The organism is Streptomyces sp. NPDC002004, from assembly GCF_053593975.1.
On the sequence record NZ_JBSFDP010000005.1, the window covers coordinates 321,621 to 338,426 of the forward strand.

13 protein-coding genes are annotated in these 16,806 nt (G+C 73.4%); 5 read left to right on the plus strand and 8 right to left on the minus strand.

Going from position 1 to position 16,806, the window contains the following annotated elements; genetic code table 11:
- Nucleotides 1–34: 34 nt before the first annotated feature.
- Entirely contained in the window at nucleotides 35–2,827 is a 2,793-nt protein-coding gene (locus ACWCP6_RS11765) for an NACHT domain-containing protein (RefSeq protein ID WP_450932212.1), read from the minus strand.
- 167 nt (nucleotides 2,828–2,994) lie between these two features.
- Here ACWCP6_RS11765 and ACWCP6_RS11770 point away from each other — a divergent pair, with 167 nt between their 5' ends.
- Together ACWCP6_RS11770 and ACWCP6_RS11775 are read left to right on the plus strand one after the other, a co-directional pair.
- Complete coding sequence (locus ACWCP6_RS11770; RefSeq protein WP_450932213.1) at nucleotides 2,995–3,666, plus strand: FadR/GntR family transcriptional regulator; 672 nt, start codon at nucleotides 2,995–2,997, stop codon at nucleotides 3,664–3,666.
- Between the two features lie 363 nt (nucleotides 3,667–4,029).
- A complete protein-coding gene (locus tag ACWCP6_RS11775) occupies nucleotides 4,030–5,091 on the plus strand; it encodes a PAC2 family protein (RefSeq protein ID WP_450932214.1) in 1,062 nt (353 codons plus the stop codon).
- A gap of 127 nt (nucleotides 5,092–5,218) precedes the next feature.
- Here the strand turns inward: ACWCP6_RS11775 and mshC are convergent, their stop codons facing one another.
- The 4 genes from mshC to ACWCP6_RS11795 form a co-directional block, all read right to left on the minus strand.
- Nucleotides 5,219–6,448, minus strand: a complete 1,230-nt coding sequence (gene mshC, locus ACWCP6_RS11780; protein WP_450932215.1) for a cysteine--1-D-myo-inosityl 2-amino-2-deoxy-alpha-D-glucopyranoside ligase — start codon at nucleotides 6,446–6,448, stop codon at nucleotides 5,219–5,221.
- 237 nt (nucleotides 6,449–6,685) lie between these two features.
- Nucleotides 6,686–7,504 (minus strand): SCO1664 family protein, encoded by an 819-nt coding sequence (locus tag ACWCP6_RS11785; RefSeq protein WP_450932216.1) that lies wholly within the window; start codon nucleotides 7,502–7,504, stop codon nucleotides 6,686–6,688.
- Complete coding sequence (locus tag ACWCP6_RS11790) at nucleotides 7,468–8,058, minus strand: DUF3090 domain-containing protein (RefSeq protein WP_450932217.1); 591 nt, start codon at nucleotides 8,056–8,058, stop codon at nucleotides 7,468–7,470. Before ACWCP6_RS11790 ends, ACWCP6_RS11785 begins: the two co-directional genes overlap by 37 nt.
- A gap of 131 nt (nucleotides 8,059–8,189) precedes the next feature.
- On the minus strand, nucleotides 8,190–8,894 hold the full coding sequence (locus ACWCP6_RS11795; protein WP_450932218.1) for an MSMEG_4193 family putative phosphomutase: 705 nt from the start codon (nucleotides 8,892–8,894) through the stop codon (nucleotides 8,190–8,192).
- Nucleotides 8,895–9,047: 153 nt separating this feature from the next.
- Between ACWCP6_RS11795 and corA the strand changes: the two genes are divergently transcribed.
- Nucleotides 9,048–10,046, plus strand: a complete 999-nt coding sequence (gene corA, locus ACWCP6_RS11800) for a magnesium/cobalt transporter CorA (RefSeq protein ID WP_450932219.1) — start codon at nucleotides 9,048–9,050, stop codon at nucleotides 10,044–10,046.
- 117 nt (nucleotides 10,047–10,163) lie between these two features.
- Here corA and ACWCP6_RS11805 read toward each other — a convergent pair whose 3' ends face one another.
- Entirely contained in the window at nucleotides 10,164–10,958 is a 795-nt protein-coding gene (locus tag ACWCP6_RS11805) for a ferritin-like domain-containing protein (protein ID WP_450932220.1), read from the minus strand.
- Nucleotides 10,959–11,210: 252 nt separating this feature from the next.
- Complete coding sequence (locus ACWCP6_RS11810) at nucleotides 11,211–12,266, minus strand: LLM class F420-dependent oxidoreductase (protein ID WP_450932221.1); 1,056 nt, start codon at nucleotides 12,264–12,266, stop codon at nucleotides 11,211–11,213.
- Between the two features lie 140 nt (nucleotides 12,267–12,406).
- Here ACWCP6_RS11810 and ACWCP6_RS11815 point away from each other — a divergent pair, with 140 nt between their 5' ends.
- Together ACWCP6_RS11815 and ACWCP6_RS11820 are read left to right on the plus strand one after the other, a co-directional pair.
- Nucleotides 12,407–13,390, plus strand: a complete 984-nt coding sequence (locus ACWCP6_RS11815) for an aldo/keto reductase (protein WP_450932222.1) — start codon at nucleotides 12,407–12,409, stop codon at nucleotides 13,388–13,390.
- The gene (locus ACWCP6_RS11820) at nucleotides 13,387–15,735 is read left to right on the plus strand and encodes a helix-hairpin-helix domain-containing protein (protein ID WP_450932223.1); all 2,349 of its coding nucleotides are present in this window, start codon (nucleotides 13,387–13,389) and stop codon (nucleotides 15,733–15,735) included. The genes ACWCP6_RS11815 and ACWCP6_RS11820 overlap by 4 nt, the downstream gene beginning before the upstream one ends.
- 355 nt (nucleotides 15,736–16,090) lie before the next feature.
- Here the strand turns inward: ACWCP6_RS11820 and ACWCP6_RS11825 are convergent, their stop codons facing one another.
- Nucleotides 16,091–16,780, minus strand: coding sequence for a hypothetical protein (locus ACWCP6_RS11825; RefSeq protein WP_450932224.1), 690 nt, complete (start codon nucleotides 16,778–16,780; stop codon nucleotides 16,091–16,093).
- Nucleotides 16,781–16,806: the final 26 nt, after the last annotated feature.

The window sequence follows — 16,806 nt, forward strand, 5'->3', positions numbered from 1 at the left end:
GGGCGGGGCCGCACCCGGCGGCACCGGGCGCCGGTCACAAGTGTCCCGTCGGTCCCTGCCACCGGGTGCCGCCGAAGCGGGCGAGCGCGGCGGCGACGTCCGGGGGCACGGCCGGCCTGAAGTGGGTCGGCAGCACCAGGTACCAGCCGGCGGCGCCGTGGAAGATCCGGTGTGGCTCGGGCCGGTGGGGGTCGGGCCGCAGCCGCACGTGCGGGCCGTAGTACTTGGTGTCCCTGCCGCGGCTGCGGACCGGGCGTACGGCGAGTTCGGTGATGTCGTCCCAGCGGTAGACGGCGCTGTGCCGGCCGATCCGTGTGTGCAGACCGCCGCGGTCGATCTGCAGACGCAGCCGCTGTCGGGGCAGGCACAGGGCGACCAGGTTGATGAGGACGCCGATGACCGGCCAGAGAAGAACGGCGGCCAGGCCGGTGCGCACGTCCCACTGGCCCGCCATCGCGTACCGGACGAGCGCCACCGCGCCGGCGGCGCCCACCACCTTCCAGTGGGCGAGCGGGACGCGCCGTGCCCTGCCGTCCAGCACATACTGCTCGGCGTTGTCGATGACGGTCCAGCCGCGCAGGGTGTGCATCGGGGGGAGGGTTGCGGGACCGGGAGGTGGCGCGGGCGTCGCGGCGCGCGTGCGTCCGCGATCGGTGCGTTGGAGGGGGACGTTCTGCGCGAGGGGGACGTCCGGTGCCACGGGGCCGCTCTGCGGGAAGGGCATGTGCCGGGGCACGGGACCGTTCGGCGGCCGGGGGCCGCTCTGCGGGACGGACTCCGGATGCGGGGGCCGCGCCGCGCCCGCCAGGTGTTCCTGGAGCCGCAGATGACGGAACCGGTAGACGCCGGCGTTGCGTTGCAGCAATCCGGTGGTGTGGCCGTCGCGGAGGAACTCCATCAGGGACCAGGGGACCCGGCCGGCCAGCGCCAGCCAGGCCTTGGCGACGACCCACAGCGCCCAGGGGCTGAGCAATACGAGAACGGCGGCCGCACCGGTGAACGCCTTGGCGCCCGCTATCCAGCTGTCGGCCGCGCCGCCGGAGGTGAGCGCGCTCAGCAGCGCGCTGCCCGCGCCCACGACCGGCGCGACCACGCCGAGGGTCAGCAGCGCCGTACGGCGCTCGCTCGCCATCAGCGTGTCCGGGGTGGCGGCGTCCTCGGTGTCGGCGGGCGCCGCGATCAGTGCCATGAGGAGGGTCGGGACGACGAAGCCGAGGAGCACCCACCAGGTGTAGGCGCCGGCATCGTGGGCGCTCCTGACGATCAGCAGGAACAGGGCGGCGGGACCGACGAGGACACCAGCGGCGCGGGCGCCCCGGCGCACGGAGACCGCTCGGGACGCGGAGCGCAGTGCGGCTCCGGCGCGCAGGGGGTTGGCCCGGCGGCGCGGCCGGCCGAAGCGGTCACCGAACCAGATCATCACGGAGAGGCGGATGCCCGAGGCCCACATGACGCCGCCCAGCAGGTCGAGCCGTTCGCCGGTCTCGCCGAAGAACATGCGCTGTCCGTAGGCCGCGTGCACCCGGTCCGTCACCGCCATGACGGTCTCGCCGCAGAGCGCGGCGACGGCGGTGAGGGTGAGCACGGCGAGCAGCCGGAGCCGGGCCAGCTGCGGCAGTCTCCACCACGCGAACTCGGTGATGCGGTTCCCGGAGAGACGGCCGGCCAGATAGGCGAGCCAGCCACGGGCCCGCTCCGGGTTCCATCGGCCGGGGGCGTGCAGCCGGTCGGGGTCGTGCGGCACCGCCGCGAACGCGGCCGGTACGGCGCCGTCCAGCAGGTGTGCCTCGATCGCCGTGCGGGAGGGCAGGCGGGCCCGGTCGGCCAGCTCCGCGGGTGCGCGCTCCGGCGGGGCGTACACGCGGCGGGCCAGCCAGATCATCAGGGGCGTGGACAGGGCCTGCGCGAGGGGGCCCTCGGGGTGTGCGGCGATCTCGCGTTCGACCGGGTACCAGCGGTCGGTGCCCGAGGCGCGGCCGAGGTGGTCAGCGGCGTCCTCGGGGGTGACCGGCCGGGCCGTGAGCGTGGAGGCACCGGGCAGGGGGTGCGTGAGGCGCGCGTATGCATCGGTGCGTGCGGCGAGTACGACGCCGAGGCCCCTGCTGCCGAGCGCGGTGCCCAGCCCCGCGATCACGTGGTGGCGCCGTTGCTCGGGCAGTTCGTCGAGGCCGTCCAGGACGGGCAGCACCCGGAACTCCCTGATCAGCCGCTCGGCGGGGTGGGCGCCGTCGACGCGGGGCAGCCCCGGGTGGTCCTCGGTGATCCGGGCGGTCAGCCACTCCTTGAAGGGGGTGGTCTCGGCGGTCCACGACTCCAGCGTGAGGAGCACGGGCACCGGCAGGCTCCGGTCGCCGGCCCGCTGCCGGGTCAGGTCGCCGAGGTGGCCATCGGCGAGCGCCAGCACGAGGAGCGCGAGGAAGGTGGACTTGCCCGACCCGGGGCCGCCGAGCACGACGAGGCGGCGCTCCCTGCGGGACAGCAGACCGTCGACGACGTCCCCGACACGGTCGCTGCGCGCGGGCGACGGAGCCGGAGGGGTCCCGCCGTCGCTCTCGCCCCATTCGGCGCGCCATCGCACGGCGAGCGGTGCGCCGACCTCGCCGAGCTGCCAGGCGCCCACCTCGGCCGACCACTGGGCGCGCACGCTCCTGGCCAGCGCCTCGGCCGCCGTGTCCAGGGGGCCGGGCCGCGGAGGGAGGTTGACCGTGATGTCGCCGTGCACGTACCCGGCCTGGATCAGGTACTCGACGGTGCTGTGCTGGACGACGTTGTACACGGCGGACGGGCCCGGCTCGGGTGCCCGTGCCTGTTCCGGTGTGCTCCCCATAGCCGGATTCTCCTCCTGCGCCGACCAGGACCGAAGGCGAACTCACCTACTCCGCACGAAAGTTGACCACAGTGCTCACCTGTCCCACGGCGGGTTCAGGCCACTTCATGAGGAGAGGGAAGTCAGGCCATAATGACCCCATTCATCGGATGTATCGAGGGGGAGCCGTGGCGGTCACCGACGAGGCCATCGAGAAGATCAAGGGCATGATCGTCTCCGGGGCGCTGAGCCCCGGGGACCGGCTCCCCAAGGAGAGCGAACTCGCCGCCGAACTGGGGCTGTCCCGCAACTCGCTGCGGGAGGCGGTGCGGGCGCTCTCGCTGATCCGCATCCTCGACGTACGGCAGGGCGACGGGACGTATGTCACGAGCCTCGATCCGCAACTGCTCCTGGAGGCGCTGAGCTTCGTCGTCGACTTCCACCGCGACGACACCGTCCTGGAGTTCCTGACGGTCCGGCGCATCCTGGAACCGGCCGCGACGGCGATGGCGAGCACCCGGATCGGCGAGACCGAACTGGACGCGCTGGGGGCACAGTTGGACGCCCTGGGGGACGCTCCGTCGGTGGAGGAGCTGGTCGCGGCCGACCTCGAGTTCCACCGGAGCATCGTGCAGAGCTCGGGCAACTCGGTGCTCTGCTCCCTGCTCGACGGACTGTCCGGGCCGACCACCCGGGCCCGGATCTGGCGCGGTCTGACGCAGGAGGACGCGGTCAGCCGCACTCTGCACGAACACCGTGCCATCCTCGCCGCGCTGCGCGACCGGGACGCGGAGGCGGCCAGGTCGTGGGCGACCGTGCACATCGCCAGCGTCGAGCAGTGGCTGCGCTCCACGCTCTAGACACCCCTCCCGTGCGTCGGGGAATCCGGCGCGCGGCAGGCGGCCCGTGCCGTGGCCGGCCGTTCCCACCACATGGGCGGCTGTTCGCCCGCCGCGTAAGGCTGTTCCCGCGCAGCCTGCGGCTGTTCCCGCGCCGCGGACGGCTGTTCCGGCGTCGCGCATGGCCGATTCGGTTCCGTGAAGCCCCGTTTCGCCGTTCCGGACGCGTGTTCCCGGGTTCCGACCGGGGCAGTGATGCGTTCACTCCCCCGTGCAAAGGGGCTGCGGAGGGTCCCGGCAAAAGCCGTAAGGTTGGGGCGTACGCGAGTGGGGGCACCCCCCAGGCCCTCAAGGTTCTGGGGGAACGTCGGAAGGAGGCGCTGGGTGATCGAGCTCGAGGGGGTTCCCGAGCTGGTCGACCCGGTCATGGTGGCCGCGTTCGAGGGCTGGAACGATGCCGGCGACGCCGCCTCCACCGCGGTCGCGCATCTGGAGCGGGAGTGGAAGGGCGAGGTGTTCGCGGCGCTCGACGCCGAGGACTACTACGACTTCCAGGTCAACCGGCCCACCGTGTGGCTGGACGCCGGCGTACGCAAGATCACCTGGCCGACGACACGGCTGTCGGTGGTACGGGTCGGCGGCGAGAAGCCGCGCGACCTGGTGCTGGTGCGCGGCATCGAGCCGTCGATGCGGTGGCGGTCGTTCTGCAACGAGCTGCTCGGCTTCGCGCACGAACTCGGCGTGGAGCTCGTGGTCATCCTGGGCGCACTGCTCGGCGACACTCCGCACACGCGTCCGGTACCCGTCAGCGGGGTCACCTCCGATCCGGACCTGGCCCGGCGGATGGACCTGGAGGAGACCAAGTACGAGGGCCCGACGGGCATCGTCGGGATCCTCCAGGAGGCGTGCACCCACGCGGGCGTCCCGGCGGTGTCGCTGTGGGCGGCGGTGCCGCACTACGTGTCGCAGCCGCCGAACCCGAAGGCGACGCTGGCCCTGCTGAACCGTCTCGAGGACCTGATCGACCTGAGGATCCCGCTCGGCGAGCTCCCGGAGGACGCGCGCGCGTGGCAACTCGGCGTGGACCAGCTGGCCGCCGAGGACAGCGAGGTCGCCGAGTACGTACAGACGCTGGAGGAGGCCCGCGACACGGCGGAGCTCCCGGAGGCCACCGGTGAGGCCATCGCCCGCGAGTTCGAGCGGTATCTGCGGCGCCGCGACGGCGGCGGTCCGTCCGCCGGCCACGCCACGGACGGCGGCGAGGGTGCGTCGTATCTGCGGGACACCCCGAGCGAGCGCACCCGCCCGCCGAAGCCGCCGCGGACGAGCGGCGGCGAGGGCACGGACGGCGCGGCGGGCCAGGAGGGCGGCTCCGGTGACACCGGCGGCTCCAGCAGCTCCGAGAGCTCCGAGAGCTCCGATCCGGAGGATACGTCGGACGACTGATCCGGGGCCGATTCCGACCGGGCGATCCGGGCGGACCGAAACGCACAGGGGCGGTGCACACACGGTGCACCGCCCCTGATGTCGTGGGCGAGCGGGTCCTTACAGACGGACCCTCACCGGCGGCCCCTTACAGGGCGACGCCGAGGAGCGCGTCGACGGTGCGCGACACAAGGCCGGGCGCCCCCTCCTCGGTGCCTCCGCTCTCCTCCTGGAGGCGGACCCAGCGGTCGACGGCCGCGAGGGCCGCCGGGGCGTCGAGGTCGTGCGCCAGGGCCTCGCGGATCTCCTCGACGAGGGCGTCGGCGGACGGCCCGTCCGGGCGGGAGACAGCAGAGCGCCAGCGGCCGAGCCGTGCCACGGCCTCCTCGAGGACGCCGTCGGTCCACTCCCAGTCGGCCCGGTAGTGGTGCGCCAGCAGCGCCAGCCGGATCGCGGCCGGGTCGACGCCGTCGCGCCGCAGCTTGGACACGAAGACCAGATTGCCCTTGGACTTGGACATCTTCTCGCCGTCGAGAGCGACCATGCCGGCGTGCACATACGCCTGGGCGAAGGGGAATTCGCCGGTCAGCACCTGGGCGTGCGACGCGCCCATCTCGTGGTGCGGGAAGGCCAGGTCGGAGCCGCCGCCCTGGACGTCGAAGCCCATGCCGAGGTGGTCCAGGGCGATCGCCACGCACTCGATGTGCCAGCCGGGGCGGCCGCGGCCGAGGCTGCCGCCGTCCCAGCTGGGCTCGCCCTCCCGGGCGGCCATCCACAGCATCGGGTCGATCGGGTTCTTCTTGCCGGGCCGGTCCGGGTCGCCACCGCGCTCGGCGGAGAGCAGCCGCATGGCGGCGGCGTCGAGGTTCGACACCTCTCCGAAGTGCGGGTCGGACTCGACCGAGAAGTAGATGTCGCCGTCCAGGTCGTAGGCGGCACCCGCGTCACGGAGCCGCTCGACGAGCGGCACGATGCCGGGTATGGCCTCGACGGCGCCGATGTAGTGCTGCGGCGGCAGCATCCGCAGTGCGGTCATGTCCTCGCGGAAGAGGGCGGTCTCGCGCTCGGCGAGACCGGTCCAGTCGACGCCGTCGCGCACGGCGCGCTCCAGGAGCGGATCGTCGACGTCGGTGACGTTCTGGACGTAGTGAACCTGCCGCTTGGTGTCGAGCCACACGCGCTGCACGAGGTCGAACGCGTTGTAGGTCGCCGCGTGACCCATGTGGGTCGCGTCGTACGGGGTGATGCCGCAGACGTAGATACGGGCGACGGGACCGGGGTCGAGGGTGACGAGCCCACCGGTCGCGGTGTCGTGGATCCGGAGGTCGCGGCCCTGTCCGGGCAGGGCGGGGACCTCAGAAGCGGGCCAGGCATGCATGCCATGAGCCTAACCGGACGTGAGTTCTTCATACGAACCGGACCGGCCCGATTGACCAAACCGGCGCTCTTGCGGCGCGGGCGCTCGTGTGCGTCGGGCCGGCCGCGGCCGAAAGCGGGGCCCGGGCGGGCCCGACCGCCGGGCCCGGCGCCGGGAGATCGCCCGCCGTGTCCAGGGTCCGGGGCGGACCCGAACGCGGCGCGCCGGCGCGCCGGGGCGTCAGTGGCCGGCCCGAGGCTAGACCGGCGGCCAGGGAATCGCCGGCCACTCCCCCGAGGGTTCGGGGTGCACCCCGGCGTCGAGCAGGGAGGAGACCCGCGCGCGGGTGGCGTCCAGCTCCTCGGCGGTGATCAGGGAGCCGAGCCGCTCGGCGAGCGGCTCGCCCTTGTTCAGGGAGGTCCCGAGCTGCCGGAGGGCCGCCACGGCCTCCTCCGTGAGCGCCTCCCCGGCCCATCCCCAGAGCAGCGTCCGCAGCTTCCCCTCGACGTTGAAGGTGACGCCGTGGTCGATCCCGTAGAGCTGCCCGTCCTCGGCCGGCAGCAGGTGCCCGCCCTTGCGGTCGGCGTTGTTGATCACCGCGTCGAGCACGGAGAGGCGCCGCAGCCGCTCGTCGTCCGCGTGCACGAGCAGCGCCGTGCGCCCGCCTCCGACGTCGGCGAATCCGATCGCCTTCCAGCCGGGCTCCGGCTCGTCACCGTCGACCAGCGCCAGCAGGTCCGGCTCGGCCGTTGCCTCGATCCACAGCTGGCACATGCCCTCGCCGTAGGGCCCCTCGCGCAGCACGGTCGGCGGCACAAGACCCCAGCCCAGCGCCTCGGACACCTCGTACGCGGCCACCTCGCGCTGGGCGAGGGTCCCGTCGGGGAAGTCCCACAGCGGCCGCTCCCCCGCCACCGGCTTGTAGACGCACCGGGCACGGTGGCCGTCCTGGGCGACCTCGCAGAACAACACCGCGTTCGAGGCCTCCCGGATCCGGCCGCGCACCGTCAGCTCGCCCCGGGCGAGCAGCTCGGCGGCGTTCACGCGCCGCGCCGGTATCCGTTCTGGCGCGGACATACGTGTCCCTCCGGGTCGAGCGGCAGGCTGCACAGCGGGCAGGGCGGGCGCCCCGCGTTGACGACGTCGAGGGCTCGTTTGGCGAAGGCCCTGGCCTGGGTTCCGGTGAGCCGGACCCGGAGCATCGGCGGGCCGTTCTCCTCGTCCTGGAGGAGCCGCTCCTCGGCAGCGGCGAGGTCCTCCTCGGTGTCGGCCTCCAGCTCGACGAGGGCCTGGGCCTCGACGATCATGCGCTGTTCCTCGCCGTCCCAGGCCAGAGCCATGGTGCCGACCCGGAACTCCTCCTCGACGGGTGAGTCGAGGGGGGCGGTGTCGGCGATGTCGGTGGGAGCGACCGCGGGGACGGAGGCGCTGCCGCCGCTGCGGCGCACCACCTCGTCGAGCAGTTCGTCCATGCGTTCGGCGAGCGCGGCCACCTGGGTCTTCTCGAGGGCGACGCTGGTCACGCGGGCTCCGGCGGAGGCCTGGAGGAAGAAGGTGCGGCGCCCGGGCAGCCCGACCGTACCGGCCACGAAGCGGTCCGGCGGGTCATAGAGGAACACCTGACGGGACACGTCCTGTCTCCATTGGAATCGAGAGGGGATCGACGGCGACGGCTGCTGTGAACCGTGCTGCTTGGCGCTGCTGGGAACTCGTGGGCTACTTGTGGGCTACTCCGACCGCTTCACCCTACTGCGGACGACGATCACGGTGCGCCCGCACCGCCCCCGACGGCGGCGTCGCCCTCCCGTGTGGCGTCATTGTCGGCAGGGTTCTCGCGCGGCACCAGCGAAGCGAAGTCTCCGGTGTCCCCGAGGCGTACGAGGAACGGGCGCAGCCGTGTGTAGCGGATGACCGTGACCGAGCAGGGTTCGACGGAGATGCGCTGGAACAGGTCGAGGTGCAGGCCCAGCGCGTCCGCGACGAGGGACTTGATGATGTCTCCGTGGGAGCACATCAGGTAGGTGGCGTCCTCGCCGAAGTCGGCCCGTACGCGCGCGTTCCACTCGCGCACCGCTTCGGCGGCCCGGGCCGCCATGGCCCGCATGGACTCGCCGCCGGGGAACGCCGCGGCCGACGGATGCGCCTGGACGACCTCCATCAGCGGCTCGTCCTTGAGCTCGGCGAGCTTGCGGCCGGACCAGTCGCCGTAGTGGCACTCGCCGATGCGGTCCTCGGTGTGCAGTTCCAGACCGGGGCGGGCGGCGATCAGCGGGGCGAGGGTGTCCCGGCAGCGCTGCAGAGGGCTGGTGACCGCGGTGGCGATGGGGATGTCCGCGAGCCGTCCGGGCAGCGCGGCGGCCTGGGCGGCGCCCCGTTCGTCGAGGGCGACGCCGGGCGTCCACCCGGCGAGCACGCCCGCTGTGTTCGCGGTGGACCGTCCGTGCCGGACGAGGATCAGGGTGGGCATGGCCGCCAGCCTAGTTGCCCGCCGGTACGGTCCGGATCCGATACCGGTACGGGCGGAGAACCCTGCCGGTACGTTGGGGAGCGTGAACAGCAGTGCGACAGTGCCTCCGCCGACCGGGTGTGCCCCGGGAGCCGACCGGGAAGAAGTCGCCCCATGATCGTGGACTGCGGCATCTACCGGGGCGGGCACCGGACCGAGGGCCCCGAGGACTTCGGCGAGGCCCTCGCCCAGGCGCGCGCCGAGGGCGACGCCTTCGTCTGGATCGGCCTCTACGAGCCGGCGGAGGACGAGTTCGACCGGGTCGCGGGGTCCTTCGGGCTCCACCCGCTGGCGGTGGAGGACGCCCTCAACGCGCATCAGCGGCCGAAGCTGGAGGTGTACGACGACTCGTTGTTCATGGTGCTCAAGCCCGTGACGTACGAGCCCGAGAGCGACACCGTCTCGTCCGGCGAGATCATGATCTTCATGGGCGACTCCTTCGTCGTGACGGTGCGCCATGGCGAGGAGTCGCCGCTCGGGCTCGTGCGCAAGCGTCTGGAGCACGAGTCCGAGGTGCTCAAACACGGCCCGACGGCGGTGCTGTACTCGATCGCCGACGCCACGGTTGACAACTATCTGGAGGTCGCGGCGGAGCTCCAGACCGACCTGGAGGAGCTGGAGGCGGAGGTCTTCTCGCCGAGCGGCGGGGACTCCCGCAACACGGCCTCACGGATCTACAACTTCAAGCGCCAGATCCTCGAATTCCGGCGGGCGACGGGCCCGCTGAGCGTGCCGCTCATCCGGCTGTCCGGTGCGGGGATCTTCTCGGCCGCCGTGCCGTACGTGGAGAGGTCCGCGCAGCCCTTCCTGCGTGACGTCAACGACCACCTGACACGCGTGAACGAGTCCGTGGAGGGCCTGGACCGGCTCGTGTCGGACATCCTGTCCGCGCATCTGGCGCAGATGGGCGTGCGGCAGAACGACGACATGCGGAAGATCTCCGCCTGGGCGGCGATGGCAGCGGTGCCCACGCTGATCGCCGGCATCTACGGCATGAACTTCGACGACATGCCGGAGCTGCACTGGGTGTGGGGGTATCCGGCGGTCATCACGCTGATGGTGGCGCTGGAGATCTTTCTGCACCGGCTCTTCAAGCGACGCGGCTGGTTGTAGGGGGCGCGGCCCCGGGTCCGGACCCCGGCGGGGCGCGCTCGGGATTCCGGGGCGGGGGCCGGGCCGGGGCGGCCCGTGAAGGCGCGGGACGACCGGTGAACGGCCGGCCGGGGCGGTTCAGGGCTGGGCGAACTCAGGGGCCGGGGTCGCGGGACCGCCGAGTGCGTCGCGGTGCTCCGGCATCCGCAGCGTGACCATGCGCCGCCAGCCGACGAGGCGCTCGTAGAGGTACTGGGCGTGGATGCCCGCCGCGAGCACCGCGGACTTGATCCGCGGCCAGCCGAGGATGCGGGCCATGTGCCCCATGACGGCGAGGCTCACGTCGCGGTGGATGCGGATCTCCGCGAGCGCGCTCTCGCGCAGGACCTGCTGGATCGCGCGGCCGTAGCCCGCGTGTGCGAAGCGCAGCAACTCCTCGTGGCAGTAGGCGAGGTGGTTGTCCTCGTCGTCGGAGATCATCCGGACCGCGCGGCCGATGTCGGGGTGGTCGGCGAAGTACCGGCGCAGCAGCTCCATCTGCTCGGCCGCGCGCTGCTCGGTGACCCGGCTGTGCGCGAGGTAGACGACGATGTCCCGCACGGCGAGCGGTTCGTCCCGGCGCAGCCGCTCGTGGGCCAGGCCGATGCCGTGGTGCTCCAGGAGCATCGTGTAGTCCGTCTCCGGGGGGATCTCGACGGGGGTGAGTCCGCGCCGTCTGAGCAGGGCGTGGAAGATGCGTCCGTGCTTGTCCTCGTCGGCGCCGTGCCGTGCGATCTTCGGCGCGAGGTCGCGCTCGGCCGCCGGGACGAGCGCCGCGATCCGTCCGTTCTCCCACCCGCCCTGGGCCTCCCCGCCTGCCGCGATGGAGCAGAACAGCCGGAACGAGCCGTCGTCGTCGAGGATCTCCTGGAACAGGCTCTTCACGGACAGCATCACTGGCACCTCCATGCACGGTCCCGCACAGGACGACTCAGATGACGAGTCAAGTGCGGCGTCGGGGCGGCGGCAACAGCAGTCCTGGCGCACCTCGGCCGAACGGAGGACGGCGCGTGCGGCAGGCGCGCGTAACCGAGCGGGCGGTGGCGCGTTGTTCCCGCTGACGGCCGTGGCGGGGAAGACCCCCGAGCCCCCACCACGGCCGCGAGAACCTCCGCTCCCCGCCCGGTCGCGGGAAGGCGGGGTGCGTTACGCCAGCCCGGCCAGTTCCAGCGCCTCGGCGCCCGCCCGGAGCGAGGCGATCCGCTCGTCGAGCGTGAAGCCCGCGGGTGCCAGCGTGAGCGTGGTGACGCCGGCCGCCGCGTAGGCCTTCATCCGGTCGGCGATGCGCTCGACCGAACCGAGCAGGGTCGTCGAGTCGATGAGCTGGTGCGGAACGGCCGCGGCCGCCCCCTGCTTGTCGCCGCCCAGGTACTTGTCCTGGATCTCGGCGGCCTCCTGCTCGTATCCCATGCGCTGGGCCAGCTGGTTGTAGAAGTTCTGCTTGCGGCTGCCCATGCCGCCCACGTACAGCGCCGTGTACGGGCGGAACATGTCGGCCAGGGCCGTCACGTCCTTGTCGGCGCCGACGGCGAGCGGCAGCGTCGGGACGACGTCGAAGCCCTCCATGGTCTTCCCGGCCTTCTCGCGTCCGGCGCGGATGTGCCGGATCGCAGTCTCCTCCAGGTGCTCGGCGGCCGGGAAGATCAGCAGGGCGCCGTCGGCGATCTCGCCGGTCTGCTCCAGGTTCTTCGGGCCGATCGCCGCGATGTACAGCGGGATGTGCTCGCGCTCCGGGTGCACGGTCAGCTTGATCGGCTTGCCCGGGCCGCCCGGCAGCGGCAGCGTCCAGTGCTCGCCCTCGTACGACAGGCGCTCGCGCGTCATCGCCTTCCGCACGATCTCGACGTACTCGCGGGTGCGGGCGAGCGGCTTGTCGAACTTCACTCCGTACCAGCCCTCGGAGACCTGCGGGCCGGAGACGCCGAGGCCGAGCCGGAAACGGCCGCCGGAGAGCGAGTCGAGGGTCGCGGCGGTCATGGCCGTCATGGCGGGCTGGCGCGCCGGGATCTGCATGATCGCCGAACCGATGTCGATGCGCTCGGTCTGCGCGGCGACGAAGGCGAGCACGGTGGGCGCGTCGGAGCCGTAGGCCTCGGCGGCCCAGCAGACCGCGTAGCCGAGCCGGTCGGCCTCCTGGGCCACGGCGAGATTGTCCGCGTCCATCCCGGCGCCCCAGTAGCCGAGGTTGATCCCGAGCTGCATGGCCGATCCCCTTACTGATCAGTAACGTCCCTGTAGGCGGGGACTCTAGCGCGCGGGCCGGGGATGCGTCAGGAACGGGGCGGCGACAGGTTGTCCACAGGCCCCCACGCGACGACGCCCGGCCAGTAATCTCACAGCCCATGGAGCAGAGGCATCTCGGCCGTACGGGCCTGCGTGTGTCCCGCATCGGGCTCGGCACCCTCACCTGGGGGCGGGACACCGACGAGAACGACGCCGCGGACCTGTTGAAGGCCTTCTGGGAGGCGGGCGGCACACTCGTCGACACGGCCGATGTGTACGGCGACGGCGAGGCCGAGTACCTGCTCGGGCAGCTGGTCGACGGGCTGGTGCCGCGACGGGACCTGGTCATCGCCACGAAGGCGGGCAGTGTCCCCGACCCGGAGCGGCGGTTCGACGGGTCGCGCGGGCATCTGCTGAGCGCGCTCGACGCTTCGCTGGGCCGGCTGAACACCGACTACGTCGACCTGTGGCAGGTGCACGCGTTCGACCCCGAGACCCCTCTGGAGGAGACCCTCCAGGCCCTCGACATCGCCGTCACCAGCGGGCGCGCACGGTACGCGGGCGTGTCCAACTTCTGCGGCTGGCAGCTCGCGAAGGCGGCGACCTGGCAGCTCGCGGGGCCCGCCGGGCGGGTCCGCCTGGCCAGTACGCAGATGGAGTACTCGCTGCTCCAGCGCGGCGTCGAGCGGGAGGTGCTGCCTGCCGCGCTGGACCTCGGCGTGGGGCTGCTGCCGTCCTCGCCGCTCGGCAGAGGGGTGCTGACGGGCAAGTACCGGCACGCGACACCCGCCGATTCGCGCGGCGCGTCCGAGCACCTGGCGCCCTTCGTCGCGCCGTACCTGGACGACGCCGCGAGCCGCATCGTCGACGCGGTGGCCACCGCGGCCGACGGGCTGGCGGCCACCCCCCTCCAGGTCGCCCTCGCCTGGGTACGCGACCGCCCCGGCGTGGCCGCCCCCATCGTCGGTGCCCGCACGGCGCAGCAGCTCACGGCGGCACTGTCAGTGGAGACGCTTAGTCTTCCTGACGAGATCTGCCGGGCGCTGGACGATGTCTCGGCGCCCCTGCACCGCTATCCCGACCAGGACTGGAGCACGCTGTGAGTACGGATCCGAAGGCCACGGGCCGCGCCGCGAGCGCGGAAGGGGCCGAGGGCGCCGAGTTCGAGGCCGACGGCTCGCCGACGGCCACCGACAGCGATGCGGAGACCGGTGCCGGGGTCCAGGAGGGCGGCGCCGGACAGGCCGCCGACGGCCTCGGTGGGCACGACGGCGACACCGGGGGCGGCGTTCGGGACCAGGACTCCGGCGCCGCGCAGTCGGACGGGGACGCCGCCGGGGACGGCGGGTCCGGCGGAGCGGACGGGATCGTCGGCAGCGACGGGGACGGCAAGGGCTCCGATGTGTCCGAGGCCGAGGAGCTGTCCGAGGCGCAGGCCGAGCTGGCCGCTCAGCGGGAGCTGCGGGAGCGGATCGAGCAGCGCAAGGCGGAGAAGAAGGAGCCGATCCACAGCGGCGGCAAACTGAGCGGGACGGCGGCCGATCTGCTGGCCGCCGTGCGCGCCGTGGAGAGCGGTGAGCGCCCCGTGGCCGGTGCCTTCCGCGAGCCGGAGCCGGAGCGGCGGCGGCCCGCACCCCCTCCCGAGCGGCGGCCCGCGCCCGACGTGGCGGCGGCCCGGACGGGCCCCGCACCGGAGACCGTGGATGCCGTGCGGGCGGTGCTCGGCGAGGGCGGCGCACCCACCGCGCTCGCACCGCAGGCCGCGGCGGTGCTCGGCGAGGACGCCGAGGCGGCGCTCCGCGCGGACCCCTGGCAGGTACTGCGGGTCGGCGGGGTCAGGCCCGAGCAGGCCGACGGGTTCGCGCGGGCGTTGCTGGGGGCGGAGTGCCGCCCGGACGACGAGCGCCGGGGCCGCGCGATCGCCGTCTGGCTCCTGGAACAGGCCGCGCTCGCCGGTCACACCGCGCTCGGCGCGCCCGCGCTCGCCACCGCACTCGCGCAGCGTTCGGTGCCCGACCCCGATGCGGCCGTGCAGAGCGCCATCACCGAGGGAGACGTGCTCGTCTTCCAGGACGCCCTGGAGGACGGCGGGTCCGCGACGGCGGCCGAAGCGTCCGAGGACGCGGAGGCCGAGCGGCCGGTGCGTGTCCTGATCGGCCTGGAGCGCTGCGCACTCGCCGAGGAGAGCCTCGCGGACGGCCTGGCGAGAATCGTGAACTCGCTGCCGAAGGCGGACGGTTCCGACATGGCCGCATGGGAGTCTGCGGCCCGGTCCGCGCCCCGCTCCGCGGCGGAGCTGATCCATGCGGTCGCCGGGCACGGCCTCGTGCTGCACACCGGGGGCGAGGCCGCCGCCTCCGAGCCGGCCGCCCTGCTCGTCGCGGCCCGCTCGCTGGGCCTGCGCGTCTGCGCCGCCGCGCACACCGCCGACGGCCGCCGGCGCTTCGCGGACCTGGTCGCGGCGGCGGCCGGGGCGACCCCGGGCGACCCGGGCGACGCCGTGGTGACCGTCCCCGGACTGCTCGCCGGCGAAGGGCCCGGCCGAGACGCCGAGGGCGCCCTGGACCTCGACCTGCTCGTCCTGCTCGACGCCCCGCAGCTGGACGTCGAGAACGCGGCGATGCTGGTCGAGTCGCTTCCCGACGGTGCCCGGCTCGTGCTGAGCGGTGACCCCGGTGTGCTGTGGTCCGCGGGCCCCGGCCGGGTCTTCGCGGACCTGCTCGCGGCCCGGGTCTGCCCGCAGATCGTGTCCCGCACGCCCGACCCGGGTCCGATCGGGGAGCTGGTCTCCGGCATCGGCATCGGGGAACTCGGGCAGGTCAAGGCCCCCGGCAAGGAGGTTGTGATCGTCCCCGTGCGCGACGCCGGCGAGGCGGTCCACCGCGCGGTGCAGCTGGTCGCCGACTCGGTGCCGAGGGCGATCGGAGTGCCGCCGGAGCAGACCCGGGTGATCACGCCGGGCCACGGCGGAGCCGCGGGCACCCGCGCGCTGAACGTCGCGCTGAAGGAGCGGCTGAATCCCGGCCCCGGCCGGTTCGGCGGCTTCGACCCGGACGACCGGATCGCGTACACGCCGGTACCGGGGCGCAGCGTTCTCGGCCGCGTGGTGAAGGCCGACGCGGACGGGCTCCACCTGGACTGCGAGGGCGCGCCCGTCGTCGTCCCGAAGGAACGGGTCGAGCAGTGCGTGCGACACGGGTGGGCGCTCACCGCGCATCAGGCGGTGGGGCGGCGCTGGCCCGCCGTGGTGGTCGTGCTGCCGGGCGACGCGGCGCAGGCGCTGACCCGGTCGTGGGTCTACACGGCATTCGGCCGGGGCGAGCGGCATCTGTCCGTGGTGCACGGTGTGGAGCAGGCTCTGGGTCACGCGGTGGCCGAGGTCCCGCCGAAGCCGCGGACCACAAGACTGCCGGGGCTGGTGCGCGCCCAGGTGCCGGGGGCGCAGTAGGGGACGGGCCGTGGGCTCGCCGGCCGGCGGGTCCCCGGCCGGACACGCGGCGGCCGGACGCGGCGGCCGATACAACGGAACCGGGCCGGACCGACCGGAGCGGGCCGAGTCGGAGCGAGCCCAACCGGAGCGAGCCCAACCGGACCGAGCCGGAGCGAGCCGAACCGGAGCGGACAGGATTGTCGTAGGCCGGGCTGGACACGGGCCCGGCCCGGCACCAGGCGCATGGCGCCGCACCCGGCACCCGGGGCGCCGTCGCCCCCCCCACTACGGGCGTGCCCCGCCACCGCCCCGCGCGAGGCCCGGTGTCCCGCAGGGAACCGGGTCCCACGGCAAGGGGCACCGGCAGGGCCGCTCAGCGGTCCGCCTCCAGGCGTTCCGGGTCCTGGCCCTCCTCGGGCTCGTCGTACTCACCGTCGGAGTCGTGCTCCGACTCGTCGTCGAAGACCGCGCTGACGTCGAAGCGGCAGACGACGTGTTCGGGGTCGGCCTGGTCGAAGGGGGCGTCGAGCCATTCACCGGGGTCGGCGGGCTCGTCGGCCGCGGTCACCCACAGCGTGGAATCGCCCTCCTCCAGACCGAACTCCTTGGCCCGGCTGGCGATCTCGTCCGGCTCGAACTCCCCGAAGAGGATGCTGAGGGCCCCGTGGACGGTGTCGGAGGCCGACTCCTCGCCCTGGGTTCCGTTCTCCTCCTCGGCGGCCTCGACCCGCCGGGCCTGGGCCATCAGACGCTGTGGCTCCAGCACCGCGTAGTCCCGGCGGATCAGCACGCTCAGCGCGTTCGGCTCCTCGGGTCCCGCGTACGGGGGCAGGCTCTCCTCCGTGCCGGGGATCTCGAAGGGGGTGACCTCGTCGTAGCGGTCGTAGAGGAGCTCGTCGTACTCCTCTGCCGCGGCGGCCAGCTCGTTGAACGCCTCGTAGACGGCCGGATCGTCCTCGCCCGACCTCCGCTCGACCGCGGCCAGGTGTCGGTCGAGCGCGGTCTTGACCGCCTCGGCGGCGGCGCGTACCTCGGCAGCGGTGGGCTGCGCAGCATCAGACATACTGCAGACGCTATCCGTACCGGGCC

Bases quoted from the DNA above. Each gene is read 5' to 3' on its own strand.
- ACWCP6_RS11785 (WP_450932216.1), bottom strand. From the start codon at position 7,504: ATGTCCGCGCCAGAACGGATACCGGCGCGGCGCGTGAACGCCGCCGAG.
- corA (WP_450932219.1), top strand. From the start codon at position 9,048: ATGATCGTGGACTGCGGCATCTACCGGGGCGGGCACCGGACCGAGGGC.
- ACWCP6_RS11810 (WP_450932221.1), bottom strand. From the start codon at position 12,266: ATGCAGCTCGGGATCAACCTCGGCTACTGGGGCGCCGGGATGGACGCG.
- ACWCP6_RS11795 (WP_450932218.1), bottom strand. From the start codon at position 8,894: ATGCCCACCCTGATCCTCGTCCGGCACGGACGGTCCACCGCGAACACA.
- ACWCP6_RS11825 (WP_450932224.1), bottom strand. From the start codon at position 16,780: ATGTCTGATGCTGCGCAGCCCACCGCTGCCGAGGTACGCGCCGCCGCC.
- ACWCP6_RS11765 (WP_450932212.1), bottom strand. From the start codon at position 2,827: ATGGGGAGCACACCGGAACAGGCACGGGCACCCGAGCCGGGCCCGTCC.
- ACWCP6_RS11815 (WP_450932222.1), top strand. From the start codon at position 12,407: ATGGAGCAGAGGCATCTCGGCCGTACGGGCCTGCGTGTGTCCCGCATC.
- mshC (WP_450932215.1), bottom strand. From the start codon at position 6,448: ATGCATGCCTGGCCCGCTTCTGAGGTCCCCGCCCTGCCCGGACAGGGC.
- ACWCP6_RS11805 (WP_450932220.1), bottom strand. From the start codon at position 10,958: ATGCTGTCCGTGAAGAGCCTGTTCCAGGAGATCCTCGACGACGACGGC.